The organism is Cryobacterium sp. TMT1-2-2, from assembly GCF_004403505.1.
Lineage (GTDB): Bacteria > Actinomycetota > Actinomycetes > Actinomycetales > Microbacteriaceae > Cryobacterium > Cryobacterium flavum.
In genome coordinates, this window is sequence record NZ_SOGS01000016.1 from 1 (window position 1) to 22,357 (window position 22,357).

Below are 22,357 nucleotides of genomic sequence, written 5' to 3' on the forward strand. Positions count from 1 at the left end.
ACCTTGCGGCCGAGCCCCTCCAACGCCGCGAGAACCGCAACAGCTTCAGCATCGTCGAGGTGACCGAACCGCACATCGTCAAACGCTGCCGCCAGAATGGCACCGGCCTGAGCCACCGCCTCAACGCGAGAACCCTGCGGCATCGAACCGGCTGCGGCGGGCGGAGCGGTGAGGGTCATGGCGTCGGTGCCTCCTTCACCCACAATTATAGACCAAATCGCCCCTAAAGGCGAGAGAATCTCATAATTAAATTGACGCAGGTTCAGAATTTTTTTCTAAGAAGCGCCAGCAAAACGCGACCCCCTGCGTTGTGAGAAATGCCGCGCGGATGGTTGCCACCGCAAGATGTCACACCGGTGCGCCTGCGTGGCGCGCCAGATTTCGGGCAAGGCAACCTGCGGATTGTGGGCAACGCCAGCGAAGCACGACGCGATGAACCGCACTCTCGCGGGCTGCCCCGATTAGTGGGCTACGGAGATCACCTCGGCCGGGACGGCGACGGCGACGGCTGCGAAAGCTGACCCCGCCCGCTCAGAACCCGCGACGCCCGGCGAACAGCGCGTGCAACAGGGGCGGGACCGACGCGACTATGAGTACGGTGCCCAGTACCGCGTCATCCGCTCGCAGTAGTACTCCGGCAATGAGCAGGGCGCCGAACAACAGCGCCGACACGGTTTGCCGTGCGGTGCGCTCGAGCCGGGTGATGCGTTTCTCGAGACTCGGCGTAGCGACAGTAATGGAGCCGTCCTCGAACTGGGTGATGAGCTCGTCGAGTCGCTTCGGCAGACGAACGGCAATGCCGACGGTCTCCATGGCCTGCTTCGCGAAGTCCTGCACGAGGTTGCCGCTCTCGTCGCGCAGCAGCTGCGCGGCGTAGGGCTCGACCGAGTCCCAGAGGTTGAACGCGGGGTTGAGTGCGCTGGACACCCCGGACGTGAGTGACATCGCCCGAATGATGAGCAGAAAGTTCTCGGGCAGCTGGAACGGCAGTGAGCGCACAACGTCGCCGAACTGCACCGCGAAATCGCGGAACTCCCGAGGGTCGACCTCGCGCAGCTCGGCGAATCCCATGCCGCCGAACCGGGCGAACAGGGTCGTCATCGCCCGCTCGAGCTCGCTGGTCTCGGCCGAGGGCAACAGTACGCCGACGTCGCGCATGGCATTGACCAGGCCGCGGCCGTCACGCGACGCGGCGGCGATCAGCAGCTTGCGCAGGCCGCTGCGGGTGCTGGTGGGTACTTCGCCCATCATGCCGAAGTCGATGAAGGTCAGCTTCCACCCGCCCTCAGCATCAGGCGTTACGAAGATGTTGCCGGGGTGCGGATCGGCGTGAAAAAACCCCTTCGTAAACAGCTGGTCGAACATGACCGCCGCGAAGAGCGGGGCCACCTCCACCGGGTCAATGCCCGCAGCCACGAGGGCCTCAACATCGGTGATCTTGATCGCCGTGACGTCTTCGAGGGTGAGCACCCGGCGGGTGGTGCGTTCCCAGACCACGCTGGGCACACCCACCCGGTCGTCGTCGGTGAAGGCCTCGGCAAAGCGCACGGAGCTCGCGGCCTCGTGCAGGTAGTCGATCTCCTCGAGGCTGGTGAGCGCGAACTCCTCCACCAGCGCCGGCATGTCGACCCGCCGGGAGACCAGCTTCACGTGACTGAGCCAGCCGCCCACCTTGCGCAGGGCCGCCAGGTCGACATCGATGATCTCGTCGATGCCCGGTCGCTGAATCTTCACGATGACCGTGTCGAGACCGGTGTCGGCGGCATCGATGGGGTTCAGCCGCGCCCGGTGCGCCTGCCCGAGGGAAGCCGCGGCCACCGGCGTCTCGTCGACCATGGTGAACGCGCGCTCGAGCGGCATACCGAGCTCCGCCTCGGCGGCGGCGCGAATGGCTCCGAATGGCACGGGGGCCACCTCGTCTTGCAGTCCCTCGAGCTCCTTGGTGATCTCGGGCGGCAGCACGTCGAGGCGCGAGGACATGAACTGCCCGACCTTGATCATGAGACCGCCGAGGTCGGCCGCGAGCACGTGGAAACCCTGGGCGAAGCGTCGCATCCGCTTGGAGCGTGTGCGTTCAGCTATTTTCACCAGCCCGATGCGAGGCAGGAACAACTCGAACCACCACGTGATCGCCAGATACCAGCTGGCAAAACGCAGAATGCGGCGGTAGCGGGCGCGCATGTTGCCCGCGCCCGAAGTCGAATCGTAGCTACCTCGTCGAACCAGTGGCACCCCGTCAGTCCTGGGCGAGGATCGAGTAGAGCTTGCGACGCGCGTCGTCGAGCACCGTGACGGCCTCTTTGATCTGCTCCGGCGAGCCAGTGCGCCCGACCTGGGCGGCCGCCTGGGCGAGTTCGATTCCTGCTTTGGGCAGGGCCGCATGGCCGTGGCCAGAAGTCGACGCCGTGGCTTCCCACGGTGCGCTCGTATCGGCGTCAGCGACAGCCTCGCGACCCTCGTCGGTGAGCGAGTAGATCTTGCGACCGTTGCTCTCCTCGGCGCTGATCAGGCCTTCGTCGGCCAGCAGCTGCAGGGTCGGGTAGACCGAGCCGGCGCTGGGCTTCCAACTGCCGCCGCTGCGCTCCTCGATCTCGTGAATGATCTGGTAGCCGTGCATCGGCTGCTCGGCGAGCAGCGCGAGCACCGCGGTGCGCACCTCACCGCGGCCGGCGCGGGTGCCGGTTTGCTTCTCGAACCGCGAGCGGAACTGTTCCATGGCCTGCCAGATGCCGTCCATGTTGCCAGCGTTGAACCCGCCGGTGGGGAATGAATTGCCCATGATTTGCCTCCTCGGCATGAAGTGCTAACGATATACAGCGATAGGCCAACGATACCTAGCGATGGCCGCGAGCGATACACCCAAAACGGATGCTCAGGGCTGGCTCCCAGACAGGCCAGCCGTCACGCGCGACCCTGTCTCAGACTCTGCGCGCGTGCGCTCGCGCCAGCATTTGCTTTGCACGTGCGCGTCGAAAGAGCAGGAGAAAGACCACGACGGCCGCGGCACCGACGGCACTGGCCAGCCACATGTACCAGGCCTGCCCGGCCAGGGCGACGAGCACCGCACCGATCGTGAGCACCAGGATCATTAGGGCAAGGGTGAGATAGCGTCCGTCGGCCTTCTCGAACGGATTCCGCACCTCGAGTGGCGGCTCGGTCACCGGCTCCCACACCACGACGAAGAACGTGGCGACGGGCCCGAGAAACAGCGAGACCACGAACCAGTTCCAGCGGGAGCGGTTCTTCTGCTCGGCCAGGCCCGCATTCACCAGGGCCAGCACGAACCAGCCGCCGCCATTGAGCCACCAGTTACCTTGCTGCGGTGCCTGATAGACGATGTCGCTCACGAAGTTGTGCATGCGTCATGCTCCCACGAATGGCGGCAGCGCGCTGATGCAATACGAACAGCGGACGCGACCTGGCCGTGCAATACAGTTCAGCGCACCACCCGATAGGTGACGTGGGCGACCAGTTCCCGCTGAACGGCGCTGACCTGTTCCAGGTTGAGGTCATCCCGCCCTGTCAACAACGGCTCGCCGGCACCCAGCACCGCCGTCGCGATATGCAGGCGCAGTTCGTCGATCGCTCCTGTCCTCGGTCTGCGCCCGTGTCCGTGGCGCGTGAAGGCTGCGGATCGAGCCCTGACCACACTCAGAATGCAGGGGCCTACTTACCTATCCCGTGCAAACAGCGTCTTTGAAGCGATCCAATTGCACCTGAATGCTCAGGGCATTGCTCTTTCCCCCGAGTTGTTTGAAGGCGGCATCACTCAGTTCTTTCACTTCCAGCATGCTGGCTGTGGTCGGGTCCAGCCCTGCGATATTGTTGACCAGGATCAGAAGTGATTTCTCGTCGAGGGGCTCATCCGACGTCGAAAGATCAATCACCGTCTGGCATGAGACTGTCAACGCGTCGTCCCTCAGGGCACCCGGCTCACGCAAAGGCGCGGCCCAACGCCGCAAAATGTCATCGCTGGATTCCGCCGCTGTCGTTTGAGCCTTTACCAGCACGCTGACCTCGGACGGGCTCCGGCCCAAGGCTCTCGCCACGTCGTCGAGCAATTGCGCGCCCGTTCGCGCTCCTCCACATGCGGTAAGCACCGCCACGAGAACAACCGTCATCACCGCCCCGACCGATGTCCGCAACAGCCGCTTTCTGGGCCACCCGAAATTGACATCCTCGTATGGTTTCATCGGATTGCCTTCCGTGATGTGGTTTGGAACGTCCTTGTTCCGGTACTGCCTGCCAGGCACGTGTGGCACCGACATTGGCAGCACACAAGCCCAGTGTCAAGGTCACGCCCGCAGTGTTTAGCAAAAATCAGAAAGTTGCATGCTTGCCCGCGCCGGAGCTGCACCGAACCCTCGCGATGCAGTAGCGAGCACATCCGTACGCTGTCGTCCCTCGCCGACTTTCATCTATTGGGTCAAATCGTCTTTAATCCCGGGCCCGCACGACAAGCGGTGCTGTCCGCCGCCGGCAAGGCCGCACCCAAAATCGAGTCGCGATAGGGCGATGTCACGCAGTGGCCCAGGTCGAGAATCTCGGCGACCCGGCGGGAGCGACCTGAGAGAATAGAACCATCATGAAGACCCTCCTCAACATCATCTGGCTCGTGCTTTCGGGCTTCTGGCTGTTCCTCGGCTATATGCTGGCTGCCGTAATCATGTGCATTTTCATCGTGACAATTCCGTGGGGAATCGCGGCGGCGCGCATCGGCGTCTACGCGCTCTGGCCGTTCGGCAAGACCGTGGTCGACACTCCGAACGCCGGCGTCGCCTCGTTGCTCGGCAATGTCGTCTGGGTGATTCTGGCCGGCTGGTGGATCGCCCTCGAACATTTACTCTCCGGCATAGCTCTTTGCGTGACGATCATCGGCATCCCCTTCGGCATTGCCAACTTCAAGCTGATCCCGGTCGCGCTCATGCCGCTTGGCAAGCAGATCGTCGACACGCCCTAACCACTTAAAGCGGATGCCGCCTATCCTGCGAGCGGGAGAACCTCAGGCCGTGGCTTCTGCTTTTCGATCCACAGGTCGTATGCAGTCTGCATTCCCAGCCAGAGTTCCGCGCTCGTCCCTAGCAGCAGGCCCAGGCGCACGGCCATCTCGGCGGTTACAGCGGAATGACCATGCCGAATTCGCGACAGTGTTGCACGAGTGACTCCGAGGCGCCGTGCGGCCTCCGCCAGACTCACGTCTCCGAGATAGTCTTCGAAGAGCAGCCCCGGGTGAGGCGGGTTGTGCATTGCAGCCATCTTCATTCCTTTCATTTTCGAACCGGTTCAGTGGTAGTCCACATAGTCGAGGAGCACGACGTCAACGCCCTCAAAGGCAAAGGTCAGACGCCAATTTCCTGAAACCCAGATCGCGTAGTGCCCGTGCACGTCGTGACCCGATTCGCCATCCCCATAAAGGACATGTGGTCGCCACGAGCGCGGTATGTCGTCTACCGACACGGCATTGTCGAGCACGGCGAGTTGGCGCTGTAGCTTTGCAGCGTGGTCCGGTCGGATTCCCGACTTACTGCCCGACACGTAGAACCGTGCGAGCCCCTTGTGTCGAAAAGACTTGATCACATCCTCAGCGTAATCTCACGCTATACGTATAGCAAGAGCGTACGGAACAAACTAGGCTAAACACGCGGCGCTCGCCCGTCTCAAATCCACTGGAGCAGGCGACAATATTGGCCAGAGAACCCTGCCGTCGAAGGCGACGGCGAACCCGGCACCCTTTCTCGACAGGCCCACCAGGAGGATGCCGGCCCATTCCAGGTGGCGAGCCACACGGTCTCGGTTGCTGTTCTCACCGCGCCTGGCAATACTTCGTGGAGGGCTCGCCCGCGTGGATCAGCATGATGGGCGAGCCCTCGAATCGCCGCGTCGTGGGTTTAGGAACCCAAGCCTTCCTGCCACGTCACGAGGTTACCGAGCTTCGAGACCAGCACGTCGTCCTGAAGCCCGTGCGCCTTGGCCTGGGCCTTGCGGAGCGTCGCCGCTGCACCGGCGTGGTCGCCGGCATCCGCTGCGATCTCGGCGTCGTCCAGGTAGTTCGCCAGCTGAGCGGAGAGCTTCGTGTACTTCTGGGAGCCGTCATCCAACCCGGCCAGAACCTCCTCGACCTCACCGAACGTGACGCAGTCGCCGCCGCCGCTGACGACGCCGGCCGTCCATTCGATGCCGCCGAGAATGTGGGCGAGGAACATCGGGTCGGAGTAGTTCGCGTCGACGTGTCCAGCGCCTTCGTACCAGGAGCGTCCGCCCTCGAAGTTCTGGCACCAGGAGAGGGGGTGGTCGGCGCCCATCGCGCCGCTACCCGGGTTGTACGTTGACTCGTCGAGGGTGATCAACACGTGCACGCTGTCGCGGGGGTTGGACGTGAAGTTGTACCACTCATCGAAGAGCTCCCATGCTGCCGGCAGCATCGACGTCGACGGATGATTCGGGCTCTCGACATGCATTGTGGCCGTCTGTTGTGCCGGGTGGCCGAGGAAGCGGGCGCCGCCCCCGGTGAGCTCGCTGTACCAGGGCACGGTGTGCATCGAATCCGTCGCGGCGTGCAGACCGACAAAGCCGCCACCGCCTCGGATGTAGCCCTGGAACGCCGACAACTCCGCGTCGTCGAGGAGCCGCGGACGCAGTGGGTCGAGGTTGTTCGTAGCGTCCACCGGTGACGCGAAGATGATGGTCGCGTATTGCGAGAGGTCCTCGGCCGTGGTGAACGGAGTGGACGCCAGGGTCAGGGCTGGCTGACGCGAATCCCACACATCCACGGTGAAACCGTTCTCCTGGCCCAGCTTCGCCACCGCGAGCGTTGTGTCATCGATGTGCGAGTGTCGAAACCCGAGGGTTTCCCCGACCACCAGCACCTTGTACTCGTCGTCGTCGGCAGTTGCCGGTGCGGCGACGGCGCCGAGGCTGAGCATCAGCCCCACCGCCGCGATCCCGGTCGCCATTCGTTTCACATGCATCTTCATCGGTGTACTCCTCATTGAGTGCAACCTGACGTGGTTGCTTTCCGCCGCCGCGTAATATGTTGCGCGCAACGACATATACCTTCGTCGATAGCGTATGGGAACATCGGCGAGAAAGTCAACGCGATTGCATCAATACATGACCGCCAGTGCGACGGCGGCACCGTCCGGTGCGGGCCAGGGGCACTGACCCGCCTCGTCGATATCCCCTAGGACCTACGTAACCCGCCTGCGCAACCGCACCATTCCGCTGATCGAGCCTGTCGAGATCGCCATACGACCAACGTGACTGGGTCTGGTGCCATGACTGACACCTGCGCGGCTCGCGCGAGCAACCGCTCGCGGGTAGTCTGCGTGAATCGATGCCTGTGCGTCAGATCAATTCCCGTTCAGCACGACTTCGGCTATCAATTTGTCGAGCCTGCGAACATCAATCTTCTTGCCGACATTGATCTTGATGTGCCCGGCGCGTGTCCACAACTCGATTTCGGCATTGAAATCAAGTGTGCCGGCATTCTCAGATGACCACATATTAATGCTGGAATACGGCAGGGAATAGAGCTCAACTTTTTTGCCGGTAATGCCCTGGGCATCGCGCACGATCAAGCGCTTAGTCGTGAAGACCGCGCTATCTCGAAATGTCTTGTAGGCCGCAATCGGCTGTTCGCCAGCTACCAGCAGTGGGTGAATATCGGCGGGGATTTCTACTTCGGCGACAAACGTCCAAGCAGTGATCGCGGCTGTTTCCATGTTTACTTTTTCACTTTCGTTTTCGACGTAAATACAGCCGTTTGCACAACCCTAGCGGTCTCCCAACTTCAGCCAGCGAAGCGGATGCCGCCCGCTCCGGCATGAAATCACGGGGAGCAGGCGGCCAGCAACCGCTCGCGACGCGGGTCAGCCGGCGACCGGCTCCGTCACCTAAGCAACCTCACCATTCCGCTGATCGAGCGCGCCGAGATCGCCATACGACCGACGCAACTTTGTCTGCGGGGAATTCTTCGGCAGAGACCTCGGCGTAGCTCGGTGGGCCGCCGCATCAGACTCCACGGTGCGCTGCCGAAGTTGCTGCACCTTAAGTGACGCGGCGAAGGCTCGTTCAAACGCGGCAGCGTCCTTCGAGCGGATGCCGTAGAGCCGGCTCACCCACTCCCCCACGTGCAGCTCGATCCGGCTCCAGAACAGGCCGCGGGTGACTGCGACAATCTCGACGTCCTCGACCGCGGTCACGATATCGACGCCGCCCAGGGTGACCGTGATGCTGTCGCCGTGGAGTGCGAGTTTCCAGTCGCCGGAGCTGGTGAGGACCTTGCCCCAGGCGGATGGCTGCCAAGTCGGCGGCATGCTGGCTGTCCTCTCGCTAGCTCGACGAGTTCGATCCCGTTGCAGGGCGAACGGCTGAATGGTCGTGCATTCCAACAATCGTCCTGAATACGCGGGGCGGGCTTCAATCCGCACTCCGCACTCTAGCCAACACGTAGCCGACCCGCGGCCCTCGGACAGGGCTGATTTAGGGAGGTTCTGGCGCATCAGAGCGCCTCGGCTTCGTGGGTGGAGAGCTGCCGGTCGAGCAGACAGCGGTCGAGCAGCGCGAGGTAGTCCTACTTTGACGTCGAAGGCGGCGTTGTGGGCCACGATAACGCAGCCGTCGAGCAGCACCACGCGCTACTCGTACACGTCCCGGCGATGGCCGACAGTGACCACGACCACCACAAGGATGTCGTTGCGGATGGTGTAGATAATCCGATAGCTGCCCACGCGCACCCGATAGCCGTCCCGTCCTTGCAGCGCTCTCGCCCCGGGCGGGCGAGGGTCTTCGCCCAGCAGGGCGATGGCGCCTTGTACCCGACCGCGGTCCTGCGGATCAATGCGTCGCAGGGCCTTGACCGCTGCCGGGCGCAATTCGATCCGGTATTTGCTCACATCCAGCCTAGATCCGCTTTGACCTGCTCCCAGGGAATGTTGTCGCCCTCGTCGGCCATCGCCACATCAAACGCCGCGACATCCTCAGCATCCTCAAGCGCTTTTTGCATGCGCGCGTACTGCTCGGGGCTCACCAGCACAGCAGCGACTTTTCCGCGACGCTCCAAGAAGACGGCCTCTGAGCTGGCCTGGGCAATCAACTCGGGTAGGCGCGCCCTGGCGTCGGTGACGCTTGACTTCGACATGCCTCAAATGTACATCAGCGTGATCGCAATGTACATGTGCAGTGTCGGTTTACTGCTGACTGCAGTCGGGCGCACGGCAAGGGCCAGGCGGCGTGCGCTCACGCCGCCATCCGCTTTGCACGGGCGCGTTGAAAGAGCAGGAGAAGTGCCACGAGGGCTGCGGCACCGACACCGCTGGCGGTCCACATGTACCAATCGTTGCCCCGCAAGGCGAGAAACAGCAGAACCGCCGTGAGCACGAAGACCAGAAAGGCGAGCGTGAGGTAGCGGTCGTCCAGTTTTCTGAGCGGATGCAGCGGCTCCAGTGACGGTTCGGTCGCAGGCTCCCACACCACGATGAGGAACGTGGCGAGCGGCCCGAGAAACAGGGAGCCAACGAACTACGACCATCGAGAACGGTTCCTTGCGGCCGCGCCCACCAGAGGGCAGGCGGCCGCCTCAAGCAGTGGGTCATAACCGTTCGCGAACGACAATGTCGCTGGTTAAACGGGGTCAGCGGTTGCGACGGTGCGGCGTGAACGGTTTGCGGTATCCGCTTGCCGGCTTGGCCACGGGCAACGACGGGCTGCCGTCGAGCGCCAGTGTCGCCTTGCAGCGCGGAAAGCGGGCGCAGCCGAGGAACGGGCCGCGTTTGCTGGTGCGCTCGACCATGAACCCGCGGCCGCAGCGCGGGCAGACGACCGAGTGCAGCACCTCGCCGATCGCATTCGTGCGCAACACGGCCTGATCACGGATGAGTTCCATTACGAAGCGCGATTCGCGTTTATTGATGGTGACTAAAAGCACGCTGCGGCGGGCGCGGGTCAGCGCCACGTAGAACAGGCGGCGTTCCTCAGCCTTCGGAAATTCCTCGGCAGCCGGCATAGCGAGCCGCAACACCGGGTCGTTCGGAATGGTGCTCGGAAATCCCCATTTTCCCGACACCATGCCGGGTATCACGATGTAGTCGGCCTCTCCTCCTTTCGACGCGTGGATCGTCATGAACGAGATGTCCAGCAGGTCCGCGAGGGGCTTGCAGCCCTCCAAGTAACTGCTCTGGTGGCGATACCGGCCGAGTACGAGCACCGACAGCTTGCGCCCCTGGACGCTGGGGACCTCGCCACTCGCCACGCGGGAATGCAAAGTCGTCAATCGATGACGTACGGCTGCTGCCACGGCAGTCTCCGTGTCGACCGTCATTATGTCCACCGTTGGGGCATACTCGGCGGTCGACGAAACGACGCTCTTCGCGATCTGCCCAGGGTTCTGCATGACGAAGGCGCTCGAGACATCCGCTATTGATTGTGGAAAACGAAAGGTGCGCTCGAGACGCATGGTCTCACTCGAGCCGAACCAGTTCTCGAAGCCGGTCATGACCGAGACATCAGCGCCAGCGAAGCGATTGATGCTCTGCCAGTCGTCGCCGACGGCGAACAGATAGCGCCCAGGTGCATTCACGAGCGCACGAGCCAGTCGGGCGCGGGCAAAGCTTGCGTCTTGAAACTCGTCGACCATTACGAGGTCATACGGGCTTAGCCAGTCGCCATCTTCAAGGTGCTGCGCCGACAGCGTCAGCATGTCCTCGAAGTCGATGCAGTCGTCAGCCGTCAGCTGCTCATTCCATTCCCGACGGATGGCCGTAAACAGTCTCAAGAACGACGCGTCGCGGTAGCGCACGGGACCGTGGGCGAGCGCTGCGAGGTTCTCGCTCAGCTGCTCTTCGGTGAGGCAATTGCTTTTGGCGTGGATGAGGAAGGTGCGAAAGGTGCCCAATAGCAGTGCGTTCTCGACCGGCTTCTGGCCGACGGCGAGCCGATCGGCGTCAGGCTGCAGGGAGATACCCCGTTCGGTGAGCTCGCCGCCCAGGCGGGTAAGGTCTCGTCCACCCCACAGCTCCGACGTCGTGGTCTCGAGGAGAGTGGTGCCGTTTTTGCGGTGGATTTTGCGCTTCCATGCAACGCCCTCGAGATAGCCTTCGAAGGGCGACGAGCCATCCGCATCAATCGCCCAATGCTCGTGGTAAACGTTGATCGCCGGGTAGAAGAAATCAGGGTGGTACTGCCCGTGCGTGGGGTCAGCGGTCTCAACTTCATAGCGCTTCTCGTAGATGTAGTCGACGCCGTTGAAGAACAGCCAGTCAGCGATCATCCGCTCGCCAGCGCTCTTGACGGTTTCGCCGCGCGATGTCTGAAACCCCTCGCTCGCGTCCACCCTCTCCCCGTTATCGTCAGGGTAGTCACGTGCTAGCACCGCGCGAAAGAAGTCCCACTCCGAGCGGAACATGACATCAGTAGCCCGAAGCCGGTCAACGATCCGACCGAGTTGCTCAATGTCCTTGCCACCCTCAAGCCACGGCGCCAGCGACGGCTTCTTACCGGTGGCCTGACCGATGATGTCGAGGCCGAAGGCGTGAAACGTGCGGGCAACGACCTTGTCTGCGTCAAGCCCTAGCGGGGTGAGCCGGTCGCGAGTGCGCTGCTGCAGCTGTTTGGCTGCAGCCGAGTTGAAGGCGAGCATGAGTATTTTGTCGGCCGGAATGAGCTTGCGATGCAGCGCGTAGCCGGCTTTGGCGACCATCGTGGAGGTCTTACCGGAGCCAGCAGAGGCGACGACGAGCATGCGGTTGTCGAAGCAGATCACGGCGCGCGTCTGCTCGGGGGTAAGCGGCGACGATTCCACGTTGTCGAAGAACTCCCGGCACTCGTCCGTCTCCTGCTCGAGGTGGTTCTGATTTTCACGCGCGATGACGGCTTGCACGTCTTCCGACCAGTGAGCAATCGTGTTGGCGATCGGTGGGCCGGGCTGCAATGTGCGGGCGCAAGGACTTCTCGTCGAGCAGGTGGCTGAAGCCGACGGCAGCCTTGCGGGCCGCCCACTCGGTGCTGAATTCCCTGGTGATCCAGCCCTTGGTGCGCAGGTGTTCGGTGAGCGCGGCAGTGAAGCTGTCTAGCCAGAGCGTCGCCTGGTGGGCCACCGCGTCGAACTCCGCAATGAGCTGGCGCAGTTGCAAAGACTGTCGCGACGCGGCGAAAGCCTGCTCGAAGACAGCAGCATCTTTCGAGCCGATGCCACCGAGCCGGTTCACCCGCTCCCCCACCTGCAGCTCGATCAGGCTCCAGAACATGCCGCGGGTGACGCCCACGGTCGCGATGTCCGCGACGGCCGTCGCGATGGCACCGCCCATTGTCACCGTCACTATGTCGTCGTGGAGCGCGAGTTGCCAGTCTCCCGAGCCGGTAAGGGCCTTACCCCAGGCGGTGGGCTGCCAGGTCGAGGTTGTGTTATTAGTCATCAAGCAGTGGCCAGGTTCTTGATGGTGCGAACAACGAACGCGACCAAGGCAAGCGGAAAGGTAAATGTCAGAATGGTTTGAGCCAAGGAATTCATGGCCGACGTCGAATTCGCGGGGATTCCGGGAACGCTCAGTCCGTATTGCAAAACAAAAAAGCCGGCTCCCGCCACAAGGAGAGTCAATGCAAGTGCAATCCCGAAGACCTTCAACCCATTGCTACGCAGCACTTGCACGACTCCGTCGAGGAACAGCGACGCCACGAACGGCAGAATTCCAGCCAACACAAGAACCGCCGCCATTGCTGCGAGCTGGGACGTAAGCGCAGCCGTGATGATACTCAGGCTCATGGACAAGTCCTCTTCCTCGGGTCGACCAGTCACATAGGCACGACAGATGTCTATGGTGCGCGCCAGACACGCCTTGAACTTCTAGCAGCCACCCCAAGGCTTAAATGTCAGCACGCACACCGAACTGTAGCGACACATCGTGTTTTCCCGCGGCCCTCAGATGGGGCGGTCTATCGAACTCTGCCGAGCGTTGAAGCACCCAAAGCTTGAGCGGCAAAGTATTCGTAGAGGCTTGAATCAATAGGCGTTTCGAGACCCAGGGTCATAGACACAACATCGTGTCCACCCTCTCCCGACATTTTTGTCTGACGGGCATCCTGAGACGTCGCTTGACCGAGGTAAAAGAAGTCGGTGCCTTCTGCATCATCCTTCTTGGCGAACACGTGGAGGGGAAGGGTGTTATCCACAATTGCTTTCACCTCTCCGCTCGCGAGGGTGCGCCTGCTGCGGGTGAACCAGGTCAAGGTCGACGGGTTGAGAAACTCGTCTTCGTACTTGGTACTCTCGGACACTTCAGCGCCCTTGTGGTACGTGACGAAGATGGGGCAAGAGTTTGAGAAGAAGTCGACTTTGTAGCCGTAAATGGTGCTTTGCTCGTTCGACTTCCAGTTCAGGAGGCGGCAAACGTCCTTGCGGGAATAGCGTTGACCCACCTCAAGGCCCCCGGTCCAGTTGTGACTATGGCGCGCGAGGTACAGCCCTGTCTCGACAACGTCGTTCACCTGCTCTTGGAACATTGGATCGTCATGCCACGCATTGGCGAACGTCTCACTGATGTCGTATACGCCATCGTGAAGCGTGACGATCGGTTCGCCGCCGTATTTCAGGGCTTCTGCTGCGGTGAAGAATTCAAGGCTCAGGATGCCCAGCACGGAAGTGAGAGTCGCTGGATCAGAAACCAGATCATTCTTCTCAAGCAAGTGCGTGAAGTCTTGGATTTCCAGGCCACCTGCGCTCGACAAAAGTTCTTTAAGGAGAAGGAGCTCATGAGGCCTTTTGCCGTTGAGTAGCTCTCCAGACAGAAACGTCAAAATCGCATCTTCGTACACGCCAGGTCGAGACTCAACGGCACCGACTTTTTTGAGAAACCGCCAATAGTTCTTTTGCTTTGTTGCCATGACGGTGGGGTCGACCAGGTCAAAACGGGCGAAGTCGATCAGTAAGGGAGCCTGGCCCAGGCGGTTCTGCAATTCGAGAAACGATTTCTTGAGGTTCGTCATGCTGTCAAGATTTGTGGTCGCAAGGGAAGCGAAAATTCGGTCTCGGGCAATCACGTCAAAGTTGACGCTGGAAAGGCCGGCTATGGCACCGGCCTCTTGTGCGTCAATGATCTTCTTGCGAATCGAATCCTTGTTGAGGCTGCTGTCTCCAAAGAGCGCGATGGGAATCAGGTAGTTGTTGTCATAATTGCCGATGAAGTCAATCACCACCAGGTGGTCCTTACCCGCTGCCTTGCGTAGTCCCCGCCCGAGCTGCTGGGTAAATACAATGCTCGATAGTGTCTGCCTGAGCATCACTACTTGATTGACCGACGGGATGTCGATACCTTCGTTGAAAATGTCGACGGTGGCTATGTAGTCCAGTTCCCCACGCTCCAGCATTTGAACTGCCAACTCGCGTTCAGGGACGGGGTCCGAGCCACTTAATGCGCGGGTTCGCAGCTGCCGGCCATGGACTTTGCGCTGGTTGAGAAGTGCCGAGAGCTTAGCGGCTTCATCATTCTTGCTGCAGAAGATCAGGCCCCGTACGGCCGCGCCGGCATGCCCATACTTTTCAATTGTTGACACGAGGTGGTCTACGCGCTCAGAAGCGACGAGCCGACCAAGATCCGCGAGTTGGTCAATGACCTCCCCGTCTTTGACATAGTCAGTCACGCCGTAGTAGTGAAACGGAGCAAGCATGTCTGCTTCCAGCGCCTTCTGCAATCGGATTTCGTACGGCACATTGAAGTCAAAAAGTTCAAATACGTTGAAATCGTCGCTTCGCTCTGGCGTCGCTGTCATTCCGAGCAGGAAGGCCGGCTTGAGGTGGTCGATCACACCTCTGTAGGTCGCGGCGCCCGCTCGGTGGACTTCGTCGATCAGAACGTAGTCAAACGCATCGGGTTCAATCGCCGCGAGGTTCGCTGGCCTCGAAAGTGACTGAATCGAGGCGAACACATAGCGACGATCGAGCTCTCTCTTTACTCCCACAAACTTGCCAAAATCACCGTCCGGGGCTCCCAGTACGCGCTTGAATTCGTGTATTGCGCGGTCCACGATCTGCTCGCGGTGCACTATGAACAGCATCCGTTTCGGTGCGTAAGCGCGCACGTCGAGTGCCGAAAGGATCGTCTTTCCAGTTCCGGTTGCAGAAATGACGACTGCGCGCCTTTCCCCGGTGTCTCGCAGTGCCGCAATCTCAGCAAGCGCCTCGACCTGCATTGCGTTGGGCTGAATCACGCCGCTGAGAGGTAGACCAGTATCCGGCTCAATCAGGGCCATTCTGGGGGAAGACTCGCTTACGGGCTCCGTCCACGTCAGCTCGTACTGATTAATCCAGCTCTCGGTTAGGGGAATGGACGCATCAATATGAGCCTCCGCAGCGCGATTGAGCTGCTGAACAATGTCCCCGTCAGGGAGGGCGGAAAACCGTAGATTCCACTCGTGGTTGTTCAGGAGCGCGCGATCCGTCAGGTTTGAACTACCTACGATCGCCGTAGTGCTCGACTCCTGCTCGAAAACATATCCCTTGGCATGGAAGCCAGCAGAGGAATCTGGATGTACCAAAACGTTGATGCCGTCGAGATTGAGAAGTTCCCGAAAAGCCGCGGGCGAGTTGAACCCCAAGTATGTGGAGGTGATGATCGTGCCCACGCCGCGAAAGTCGATAATCGCCTGCTTGAGCAGGGCTATCGCGCTAGGTGTGACGAAGGCAACCGAGAAGACGAAGCGACGCGAGCGCTTGAGCTCCTCACGAATCGCTCGGAGCATGGTGTTGCCGTCGGAATTCGAGACGAGGGTCGGATTGAAGACCTGATCGGCTTTGACTTGCGAGTTTAGAAATCCAAAGTTGTTATCAAAGGTCAGTTGACGGGTGGTCGCGCTCACTCGCGAAAGTCTTTCATTACTCGCACGACTGCAGGAATATCAGCAGGTGCCCAATCGAGCTGGTCCAGCTCTGCCGCCTGCACCCAACGAATTTCTGAGTGCTCTGTAAGTCGGGGCTCTTCGCCAATGAGAGAGCAGTAGTAAGTCGTCAGGACAACGACCCCAAAGTCGTACTCGTGCTCAGTCGTTTCGACCAGCGCGCCGATCTCGGCCGAGCAAAGCAACTCTTCGTCGAGTTCGCGGAGCAAAGCCTGCTCAGGTGATTCGTTCGCCTCAATCTTGCCCCCGGGAAACTCCCACATATCGGGCAGCGACATTGTCGAACTACGACGCGCTGCGAGAATTGTCTGGCCGCGCGTGAGTACGGCGCCGACGACATTGATTCTCTTTTTCACAGGTGTACTCCGATGCCTAGCCGTCAATCCGTAACGCCAGCTTAGCCAGCGCGATTCCTGGGTGCCGAAAGTCGCCCCAGGCGTTAGAGACCGCTGATGAATCCTAGGACCAACTTGTTGTAGAGGGGCAGGCCGACGAAGACGACGAGCGTGGCCACCGCCGCGAAGCTGAGCAGGGTCCACGTGACGCGCCGCACCCGCGCGGTTTTTACTGCACTGTCGATCACAGCGAATTGCGCCAGCAGGTTGGGGATCGGTGGCGAGGTGGGTTCAGACCACGTCGCCGGAGCGTCGACAATGGAAGCAACCTCCACCAGCTCGGATTTGGTCAGAGCCACCGGCCGTTTCAGAAGCCACCGGCGCAAATTGACGGCATCCAGAACATCAATGCCATCAGGCTTCTTCCGCACAGTGATCGACCCGGGGCTGACCAGCGCGATTACGGCCTGCGCGGGCGGGAGCTGCGGCATCCGCTCGTGAAGGATTTTGGTGACGCGCGTGGCCTCGAATTTGGAGTTTCGCAGGTAGGGCTGCTTTTGGCCGCTGATCAGGAACGCCCGTTCGGCGATCCAGATCTTCTTGCCACGATGGTGCTTGGTGTTGATGGTGAAGATTCCGCCGGGGCCGATCACGAGATGGTCGATGTCGGCGCCGGCTGTGCCGATGGGGAGGGCGTGGAAGACTCGCCAATCGGGCGGGAGCCGGCTGAGAATCTTGCCTAACTCGATCTCGCCTAGGGCGCCGCGGTACCAGGCGACGCTGTCGGCGGCCAGCGGGGAGATTCCCCAGAACCGGGCGAAACGCGTGCGCTGGGGCATCGACAGTTGCTGGCGGAGTAACTCCCCGATGACCGATTGGGCGGCGATCTGATCGCTCATGCCCGGTAGCTGTGTTGTCATGCATCCCCCGATGGTTTAGTGCCAACTTACCGAACCTGGCCTGCATATCGGCAGTCCGAGTGCAAGCAGCTCGGTACCATTCCGTCTGCGCTAGGCGAGCGCTGCGGCGAGCTGCTGGTAGGCATCCGCTTGATGAGTTACGCGCCGGATGCGTTCGGCGAGGTCTTTGTGCCAGAGCGCCTGAGCTCCCGGATGATACGTCGAAATGACGGTGAGGTCGTTGGCGATATTCGGCGAACGCCGCAGCACCCGGCGCCAGGATTTGCGGGCATCGCCGCCCTGGAGCAGCACGACCTGCACGGAGAGTACGCGAGCGTCAATGCCACCGTGGATCGGTGCGACGTAGGGAACCCAGAGGTCTGGCGTGCTGATCTCGTCGACGTAGTCGTTGATCGGCTTGATGTGCGAATCAAAGCGATGCTGCAACTGCTCAGCGAGGTAGGCGGGTTCTTTCATGCGTCGGGTCATGGGGTGACCGTACCCGGGTTGCCGCGGTTGTCGAAGGTACCCGGGTGATTGGGCCGCCAGACTGACGCGCGGGTTGCTAGTCGGTCACCAGCAGACGAGCATCCGTTTGGCTGGCTAGTTTGCGGTCGAAGGTGTACATCGGTTGATTCGATGTCAGCTCTGCCGACGTCACGAGGTAGCAGTCCTCAAAAGAAAGTTTGGGGTGCCCAACGAACAAAGCCAGTACTCGATCGAACAGAGCGGCATTGGCGACGATTTGGGGCAGATTCACGAGACCCTGGATTGCTTCTCGCTGCTGCTCACGATTGAGCCCGTACGCGCGCCCCAACACGAACACTGTCTCGACGAGTGCGATATCCGACATGACAAAGGTGCCTCCCGTTTGAAGCAGCGCCACCGCGGCGGCGTGCTGTTCGGGTACATCGTTGAGCAGCAATCGAAGAACGACATTTGCGTCCAAGGATGCGCTCAATGTGCGCTCTCGTCGTTACGGTGTTCCTGGTAGTAGGCGTCGACGTCTGTGACGGGCTCGACGATCGTCGCGTAGCTGGAGATTCGTGCACTGAGGGCTTCGATGTGCGCCACCGGCGCTATGTTGATCGTGCCGTTGGCTTCGTCGATCGAGATTTCCAGACGATCACCGCGTTCAAGCTGTAGGGCTTTGCGCACTGCTGCGGGAAGCGTTAGTTGGCCCTTGCTGCTCAGGGTGACGATGGCCTTCATGGCTTACATTTTAGGTGGCGTAAGGCAGCACGGCGAGAGTCATTTGCTCAACCACGCCGGCTCACTGAGCTGATTCCGAAACTTGTCCGGCGCGATCCAGATTTGATTGAAAGTCTGTGTCAGCATCCGGTCTGGAATTTCAGCTGGGTCAGGCGAGCTGCGTCAGCCGCACGACGATGTCGACAATTGGCAGACGGTAGCAGAGCACGGTCACGACGCCGATCACCACAAGATTACCGGGCAGCAGCGCCAGCAGGATCGATCCTAGAAAGGTTGCGGGTCGGGGTTGTCGGCGTTGTCGGTGTTCCAGACGGAGGTCCATGGGTTGGGCACGGGTGGTGCTGGAATAGTCGGCGGGGGTGGTGCTGGCGCGGTGTGTTGTAGGTGGGGGCTGATGCGTGTGGCGGGGTCGGTGGCATAGTGTTTGCCGGCGGGGCTGGTCCAGTGCAGGGTGCCGTCGGGGTCGGCGACGGCTTTCCACTCGCTGAAGTGCTTCAGGTTGTGGTGCGCCGGGGAGAGAAAGTGCAGGTTGGTGGCGGTGGTGGGGCCGCCGAATTGTTTGTCGATGGTGTGGTCGAGGTCGCTGTGCCCGGCGGAGCGGTTGCAGCCGGGGAACCGGCAGGTTCCATCGCGCAGTCGCAGGTACTTCTTCAAGCTGGCCGGCACGCGGAAGGGGTCTTGGCTGACGTCGATCACGATTCCGGTGTGGGGGTGGGTGAGGATGCGCAGGAAACTCGTCGCCGTGCCGGCCAGGCGGCGGGCGGTCTCCGGGTCGATCGGCCCGTACCCTTCAAGGTCGGCGGGTTCTTCGCTTTTGCCCATGAGGGTGAGCACCGGGACGGTGATGTTGACGTTGGCGGTGAGTCCGGCGCCGAGGCCGCTGCCGGTGACGCCCTGCTGGAGCAGGTCGACGGCGACATCGGCGCGGAGCTGGCTGAGGGTGCGCTCTTCGCCCGGGCCCTGCAGGCTGATGGCGGCGTCGGTGACGCGGGTGTAGATGCCCTGCAAGTCGTCACCTGCACCGCGCAGCCAGAGGGTGGCCATGCCGTCTTTATCGGGGAAGAACAGCACCTTGCGGTCGGAGAGGCACTTGGCGCGGCGCACGGTGATGCTGTCGGGGTGGAACCGTTCCCGCAGTTTGCGGGCCTTGCCCTCGAACTGGGTGGGAGTGAGGCGTNGGTGGGAGTGAGGCGTTTGGCGTGCGGCAGCAGCACCGCCTCCAGTGCGGCGCGGGCGGGCCGCGGCACGGAGACGAGCTGGTCGAGCAGGCGGCGGGCGTGGCGGAGGGAGATGTCCCCGGTGCGGAGGGCGGTGAGAGTATCGGGCCGCTCGACCACCAGTTGGCGGCTCTCCTGGAGGAGGCCGGACGCGGTGCCGTTCGGGATGCGCAGCGCGCACGCCATCTCCGCCACGAGGCCTTGCTGCGCGGCGAAGGTGGTGTCCCAGTCGTGCTCATGGCCCGGCCCGGACAGGGGGCGGCCGGTTTCGGCGGTGTTGGTGGTGTAGTCCCATGCTTCGGTGAGAACCTCAGCCTTGCTCGCCTGGGCCCAGGCGATGATCTTCTCCAGGTAGAGCACCCGGTCAACGAACTGCGCCTGATGCCGCTGAAACGGACTTAAGACGCCGCCCGGGCTGCTGTCGGCCGGGTCGAATTGGTCCGGGTCAGCGGCGGCTGAATCTGATTGGTCAGCGGCAGCGGGATGAGCCCGGAGCTCGTCAGTGGCGCCCTCATCCGAGAGGAAATCCGGGAGGAAATTGGCCGCGAGATACTCAGCGTAGAGGATCTCCTCACGGAGCTCCCCATCGAACAGATGCTCGGGCGGCACCGCAGCGAACACCTCGGTCAGGTCCAGGCCGATCGGAATCGGTGGACCGTCAATCAGCACCGGACGGTTAGCCATCGGGCTCACCGATTTCGGGTTGACGGGTTCCGGGCGGACCGGTACGGGGGCATCGTCCGGGGTGAATTCTTCGAGCCCCTCGGCGATCTCGACCCGCCAATCGGCCTGGCACTGCGCCCAGAACGCCTCGAACTCGGCGCGCTCCTCGGGAGTGGAAGGCGGGTAGCCGTGACAAGCGAAGAATGGATCGACGAGGCCCGGCTGGGGGGTGTCGCCGCTCTGGCTCATAGAACAAGTGTACCAAGCCCAACCCCAGAAGTCGACCCATTCTCACATATTTTGAGATATCCGTGCGAAGCTGAATTCGCACGGACTGTCGCGTTTTCGGGACCGGCGAGTGTTCGCACAGCGGATGCCGTGGGCTCGGACTGCGAAGGCACAGCCCGCACCCGCACGTGAGAAAGTGCGGCTTGATGCCACATCACTCATGCCCTCGTCGCCGGATGGAAGCGACTGGGAGGCTTTGCTCAGGTGCGGCTGGGCACAATGGAAACCCAGCCAAACCGAAAGGCCCCCAATGAGCAACCTCCAGCGCATTCTGCGCATGGCATCCAAGGCCCTTGATAAGAAGGGACAGCCGTCCTCCGCTGGGTCAGGCAAGACGGATTGGCGCGAGATGGTGCGCACCGCAGCCGACAAGGTCACCGGGGACAGCAGGCCCACGGCGAACAACGTGCAGAGAAGTGCCACTCCCGTCGTAGCTGCGAAACCGGCGCCGGCGGTGAGCGCCGAAGACCGCGCGGCCATCGCCCGTTACGACTACCTGCTGCAGACCGCGCAGCCCCAGCAGCTTGAGCAGGTTCACCGCGATGCCTTCGCGCGCCTCACGCCGGTGCAACGCGACGAGGTCAACGCTCAGCTGCGCACAGAGCTGCCGGCCAACGAATATCCGGCATCGACCAGCCCGGAGGACCTGGCCCGGTCGGCCACCCGCGGCGAAGCCCAGAACCCCGGCTTCCTGAAGAAGCTGTTTGCCCGGTCGTCCGGCCGAGGAGCCGGCGGCGCACTTGCCGGAGCGGGTGTCGCCGCGCTCGGGCTCGGTGCCGGCGGGCTACTCGCCGCTGTCGCCGGTGGCGCAGTTCTCAGCAATGTGGCCGGGCCCCTCCTGGAACAGGCGGCCGGCCTCGGCGTCGATTTCGAGAGCCTCGCCGGCGGTCTTGAGGGAATCACCCAGGGCGTCGATGTCGAGAGCCTTACCGGCGGTCTCGAGGGAATCACCCAGGGCGTCGATGTCGAGGGACTCACCGGCGGTCTTGAGGGAGTCACCCAGGGCGTCGCCGACGGCGCCGGCGAGTATGCGACCGGATTGGGCGAGCAGGTGAAAGAACTCGGGGCGAACTTCGAGATCCCCGGCCTCTCTGCTCTCGGCAACCTGTTTGGCCGTAACTAGAGAGTTCCGACAAAGCTGGCAGCCCGCCTCGGCTCCGCCGGAGTCTCTGTCGCCACCGGCGTGCGGGCGCCCGCGCTACGCTGACTTGTGCAACTTTCCCTCTGGCTGGCCCTCGTCGGCGCCGGCGTGCTGATCAGCTTCACCCCGGGCGCGGGAGCGATCAACACCATGAACAACTCGCTGACCAGCGGGTTTCGTCGCTCGATCTGGGGAATCCTCGGGCAGCAGGCGGCACTTGTGGTGCACGTGGCCGTGGTGGCGCTCGGCGTGGGCGTGCTCGTGGCCAATTCTCCCGTGCTGTTCAATGTGATTCGGTATGCGGGGGCGGCCTACCTGGTGTTTCTGGGCATCCGTCTGTTGGTGCAGAAGCCTGATCCGACGCGGGACTTGGGCGCGCCGCGCACGCGCGAACCGGCCGGGTCGATGTTTCGCCGCGGTCTGTGGGTGAACCTGCTGAACCCCAAGGCGCTCGTGTTCTTTCTCGCGTTCATGCCGCAGTTCATTCGGCCCGAGCAGCCGCTGCTGCCGCAGTACCTTGTGCTGACGGTCACCGTGGTGCTGATCGACGTGATCGTGATGTGGCTGTTCTTCGCGGTGGCGGCGAAGTCGTTTCAGCGCTTCACGAACACCGCTCGTGGTCAGCTAATTCTCAACCGCACGTTCGGCGTGCTGTTCGTGGCCGTCGCGCTGCTGCTGGTGCTGGTGCATTGAGATGCCGGCATCCGCTTCTGAACG

At 62.1% G+C, this 22,357-nt stretch carries 26 protein-coding genes; 3 read left to right on the forward strand and 23 right to left on the reverse strand.

Annotation, left to right across the window (positions count from 1 at the left end; genetic code table 11):
- Positions 1 to 531: 531 nt before the first annotated feature.
- From E3T35_RS09900 to E3T35_RS09920, 5 genes are all read right to left on the reverse strand, one after another.
- Positions 532 to 2,181 carry an AarF/ABC1/UbiB kinase family protein gene (locus tag E3T35_RS09900; RefSeq protein ID WP_134379237.1) on the reverse strand — a complete coding sequence of 550 codons (1,650 nt, stop codon included), beginning with the start codon at positions 2,179 to 2,181 and terminating at the stop codon, positions 532 to 534.
- Between the two features lie 55 nt (positions 2,182 to 2,236).
- Positions 2,237 to 2,779 (reverse strand): PadR family transcriptional regulator, encoded by a 543-nt coding sequence (locus E3T35_RS09905; RefSeq protein ID WP_134345846.1) that lies wholly within the window; start codon positions 2,777 to 2,779, stop codon positions 2,237 to 2,239.
- 139 nt (positions 2,780 to 2,918) lie between these two features.
- Positions 2,919 to 3,359, reverse strand: a complete 441-nt coding sequence (locus E3T35_RS19575; protein ID WP_198421019.1) for a hypothetical protein — start codon at positions 3,357 to 3,359, stop codon at positions 2,919 to 2,921.
- A 77-nt stretch (positions 3,360 to 3,436) separates the two neighbouring features.
- Positions 3,437 to 3,649: a hypothetical protein gene (locus E3T35_RS09915; RefSeq protein WP_134378844.1), complete on the reverse strand. Its 213-nt coding sequence runs from the start codon at positions 3,647 to 3,649 to the stop codon at positions 3,437 to 3,439.
- Between the two features lie 25 nt (positions 3,650 to 3,674).
- Entirely contained in the window at positions 3,675 to 4,193 is a 519-nt protein-coding gene (locus E3T35_RS09920) for a hypothetical protein (protein ID WP_134378846.1), read from the reverse strand.
- Positions 4,194 to 4,585: 392 nt separating this feature from the next.
- Here E3T35_RS09920 and E3T35_RS09925 point away from each other — a divergent pair, with 392 nt between their 5' ends.
- Positions 4,586 to 4,960, forward strand: coding sequence for a YccF domain-containing protein (locus tag E3T35_RS09925; RefSeq protein ID WP_134378848.1), 375 nt, complete (start codon positions 4,586 to 4,588; stop codon positions 4,958 to 4,960).
- Positions 4,961 to 4,980: 20 nt separating this feature from the next.
- Here the strand turns inward: E3T35_RS09925 and E3T35_RS09930 are convergent, their stop codons facing one another.
- The 18 genes from E3T35_RS09930 to E3T35_RS10015 form a co-directional block, all read right to left on the reverse strand.
- Entirely contained in the window at positions 4,981 to 5,271 is a 291-nt protein-coding gene (locus E3T35_RS09930) for a HigA family addiction module antitoxin (RefSeq protein WP_370449322.1), read from the reverse strand.
- Positions 5,272 to 5,283: 12 nt separating this feature from the next.
- Positions 5,284 to 5,577 carry a type II toxin-antitoxin system RelE/ParE family toxin gene (locus E3T35_RS09935; RefSeq protein ID WP_134378852.1) on the reverse strand — a complete coding sequence of 98 codons (294 nt, stop codon included), beginning with the start codon at positions 5,575 to 5,577 and terminating at the stop codon, positions 5,284 to 5,286.
- Positions 5,578 to 5,888: 311 nt separating this feature from the next.
- Complete coding sequence (locus E3T35_RS09940; protein WP_166789905.1) at positions 5,889 to 6,974, reverse strand: ThuA domain-containing protein; 1,086 nt, start codon at positions 6,972 to 6,974, stop codon at positions 5,889 to 5,891.
- 375 nt (positions 6,975 to 7,349) lie between these two features.
- Positions 7,350 to 7,721: a PH domain-containing protein gene (locus E3T35_RS09945; RefSeq protein WP_134345831.1), complete on the reverse strand. Its 372-nt coding sequence runs from the start codon at positions 7,719 to 7,721 to the stop codon at positions 7,350 to 7,352.
- A 171-nt stretch (positions 7,722 to 7,892) separates the two neighbouring features.
- Positions 7,893 to 8,315, reverse strand: a complete 423-nt coding sequence (locus E3T35_RS09950) for a hypothetical protein (protein WP_166789906.1) — start codon at positions 8,313 to 8,315, stop codon at positions 7,893 to 7,895.
- Positions 8,316 to 8,636: 321 nt separating this feature from the next.
- Positions 8,637 to 8,894 (reverse strand): type II toxin-antitoxin system RelE/ParE family toxin, encoded by a 258-nt coding sequence (locus E3T35_RS09955; RefSeq protein ID WP_092338846.1) that lies wholly within the window; start codon positions 8,892 to 8,894, stop codon positions 8,637 to 8,639.
- Complete coding sequence (locus tag E3T35_RS09960) at positions 8,891 to 9,139, reverse strand: type II toxin-antitoxin system Phd/YefM family antitoxin (RefSeq protein WP_134378858.1); 249 nt, start codon at positions 9,137 to 9,139, stop codon at positions 8,891 to 8,893. Before E3T35_RS09960 ends, E3T35_RS09955 begins: the two co-directional genes overlap by 4 nt.
- Before the next feature lie 98 nt (positions 9,140 to 9,237).
- Complete coding sequence (locus E3T35_RS09965) at positions 9,238 to 9,474, reverse strand: hypothetical protein (RefSeq protein ID WP_134378860.1); 237 nt, start codon at positions 9,472 to 9,474, stop codon at positions 9,238 to 9,240.
- A gap of 157 nt (positions 9,475 to 9,631) precedes the next feature.
- A complete protein-coding gene (locus tag E3T35_RS09970) occupies positions 9,632 to 11,875 on the reverse strand; it encodes a UvrD-helicase domain-containing protein (RefSeq protein ID WP_134378862.1) in 2,244 nt (747 codons plus the stop codon).
- Positions 11,853 to 12,410 carry a hypothetical protein gene (locus E3T35_RS09975; protein WP_134378864.1) on the reverse strand — a complete coding sequence of 186 codons (558 nt, stop codon included), beginning with the start codon at positions 12,408 to 12,410 and terminating at the stop codon, positions 11,853 to 11,855. The genes E3T35_RS09970 and E3T35_RS09975 overlap by 23 nt, the downstream gene beginning before the upstream one ends.
- Positions 12,410 to 12,757: a hypothetical protein gene (locus E3T35_RS09980; protein ID WP_134378866.1), complete on the reverse strand. Its 348-nt coding sequence runs from the start codon at positions 12,755 to 12,757 to the stop codon at positions 12,410 to 12,412. The genes E3T35_RS09975 and E3T35_RS09980 overlap by 1 nt, the downstream gene beginning before the upstream one ends.
- Positions 12,758 to 12,927: 170 nt before the next feature.
- Positions 12,928 to 15,846: a DUF3427 domain-containing protein gene (locus E3T35_RS09985; protein WP_166789907.1), complete on the reverse strand. Its 2,919-nt coding sequence runs from the start codon at positions 15,844 to 15,846 to the stop codon at positions 12,928 to 12,930.
- On the reverse strand, positions 15,843 to 16,241 hold the full coding sequence (locus E3T35_RS09990; RefSeq protein WP_134378868.1) for a (deoxy)nucleoside triphosphate pyrophosphohydrolase: 399 nt from the start codon (positions 16,239 to 16,241) through the stop codon (positions 15,843 to 15,845). Before E3T35_RS09990 ends, E3T35_RS09985 begins: the two co-directional genes overlap by 4 nt.
- A gap of 83 nt (positions 16,242 to 16,324) precedes the next feature.
- Complete coding sequence (locus E3T35_RS09995; RefSeq protein WP_134378870.1) at positions 16,325 to 17,140, reverse strand: nuclease-related domain-containing protein; 816 nt, start codon at positions 17,138 to 17,140, stop codon at positions 16,325 to 16,327.
- A gap of 90 nt (positions 17,141 to 17,230) precedes the next feature.
- On the reverse strand, positions 17,231 to 17,608 hold the full coding sequence (locus tag E3T35_RS10000; protein ID WP_166789908.1) for a hypothetical protein: 378 nt from the start codon (positions 17,606 to 17,608) through the stop codon (positions 17,231 to 17,233).
- Positions 17,609 to 17,684: 76 nt separating this feature from the next.
- Positions 17,685 to 18,080, reverse strand: a complete 396-nt coding sequence (locus E3T35_RS10005) for a PIN domain-containing protein (RefSeq protein ID WP_134378872.1) — start codon at positions 18,078 to 18,080, stop codon at positions 17,685 to 17,687.
- Entirely contained in the window at positions 18,077 to 18,331 is a 255-nt protein-coding gene (locus E3T35_RS10010) for an AbrB/MazE/SpoVT family DNA-binding domain-containing protein (protein ID WP_134378874.1), read from the reverse strand. Before E3T35_RS10010 ends, E3T35_RS10005 begins: the two co-directional genes overlap by 4 nt.
- 264 nt (positions 18,332 to 18,595) lie before the next feature.
- The gene (locus E3T35_RS10015; RefSeq protein WP_166789910.1) at positions 18,596 to 19,729 is read right to left on the reverse strand and encodes an HNH endonuclease signature motif containing protein; all 1,134 of its coding nucleotides are present in this window, start codon (positions 19,727 to 19,729) and stop codon (positions 18,596 to 18,598) included.
- Positions 19,730 to 20,749: 1,020 nt separating this feature from the next.
- Between E3T35_RS10015 and E3T35_RS10020 the strand changes: the two genes are divergently transcribed.
- Positions 20,750 to 21,622: a hypothetical protein gene (locus E3T35_RS10020; RefSeq protein WP_134378878.1), complete on the forward strand. Its 873-nt coding sequence runs from the start codon at positions 20,750 to 20,752 to the stop codon at positions 21,620 to 21,622.
- Positions 21,623 to 21,709: 87 nt separating this feature from the next.
- On the forward strand, positions 21,710 to 22,333 hold the full coding sequence (locus tag E3T35_RS10025; RefSeq protein WP_134378880.1) for a LysE family translocator: 624 nt from the start codon (positions 21,710 to 21,712) through the stop codon (positions 22,331 to 22,333).
- Positions 22,334 to 22,357 lie beyond the last annotated feature (24 nt).

Excerpts from the sequence above, each read along its gene's own strand:
- E3T35_RS09930 (WP_370449322.1), bottom strand. The coding sequence starts at position 5,271 with ATGAAAGGAATGAAGATGGCTGCAATGCACAACCCGCCTCACCCGGGG.
- E3T35_RS10020 (WP_134378878.1), top strand. The coding sequence starts at position 20,750 with ATGAGCAACCTCCAGCGCATTCTGCGCATGGCATCCAAGGCCCTTGAT.
- E3T35_RS09925 (WP_134378848.1), top strand. The coding sequence starts at position 4,586 with ATGAAGACCCTCCTCAACATCATCTGGCTCGTGCTTTCGGGCTTCTGG.
- E3T35_RS09900 (WP_134379237.1), bottom strand. The coding sequence starts at position 2,181 with ATGCGCGCCCGCTACCGCCGCATTCTGCGTTTTGCCAGCTGGTATCTG.
- E3T35_RS19575 (WP_198421019.1), bottom strand. The coding sequence starts at position 3,359 with ATGCACAACTTCGTGAGCGACATCGTCTATCAGGCACCGCAGCAAGGT.
- E3T35_RS10010 (WP_134378874.1), bottom strand. The coding sequence starts at position 18,331 with ATGAAGGCCATCGTCACCCTGAGCAGCAAGGGCCAACTAACGCTTCCC.
- E3T35_RS09905 (WP_134345846.1), bottom strand. The coding sequence starts at position 2,779 with ATGGGCAATTCATTCCCCACCGGCGGGTTCAACGCTGGCAACATGGAC.
- E3T35_RS09940 (WP_166789905.1), bottom strand. The coding sequence starts at position 6,974 with ATGAAGATGCATGTGAAACGAATGGCGACCGGGATCGCGGCGGTGGGG.
- E3T35_RS09950 (WP_166789906.1), bottom strand. The coding sequence starts at position 8,315 with ATGCCGCCGACTTGGCAGCCATCCGCCTGGGGCAAGGTCCTCACCAGC.
- E3T35_RS10000 (WP_166789908.1), bottom strand. The coding sequence starts at position 17,608 with ATGACCCGACGCATGAAAGAACCCGCCTACCTCGCTGAGCAGTTGCAG.
- E3T35_RS09920 (WP_134378846.1), bottom strand. The coding sequence starts at position 4,193 with ATGAAACCATACGAGGATGTCAATTTCGGGTGGCCCAGAAAGCGGCTG.
- E3T35_RS09960 (WP_134378858.1), bottom strand. The coding sequence starts at position 9,139 with ATGTCGAAGTCAAGCGTCACCGACGCCAGGGCGCGCCTACCCGAGTTG.
- E3T35_RS09975 (WP_134378864.1), bottom strand. The coding sequence starts at position 12,410 with ATGACTAATAACACAACCTCGACCTGGCAGCCCACCGCCTGGGGTAAG.
- E3T35_RS09995 (WP_134378870.1), bottom strand. The coding sequence starts at position 17,140 with ATGACAACACAGCTACCGGGCATGAGCGATCAGATCGCCGCCCAATCG.
- E3T35_RS09980 (WP_134378866.1), bottom strand. The coding sequence starts at position 12,757 with ATGAGCCTGAGTATCATCACGGCTGCGCTTACGTCCCAGCTCGCAGCA.
- E3T35_RS09945 (WP_134345831.1), bottom strand. The coding sequence starts at position 7,721 with ATGGAAACAGCCGCGATCACTGCTTGGACGTTTGTCGCCGAAGTAGAA.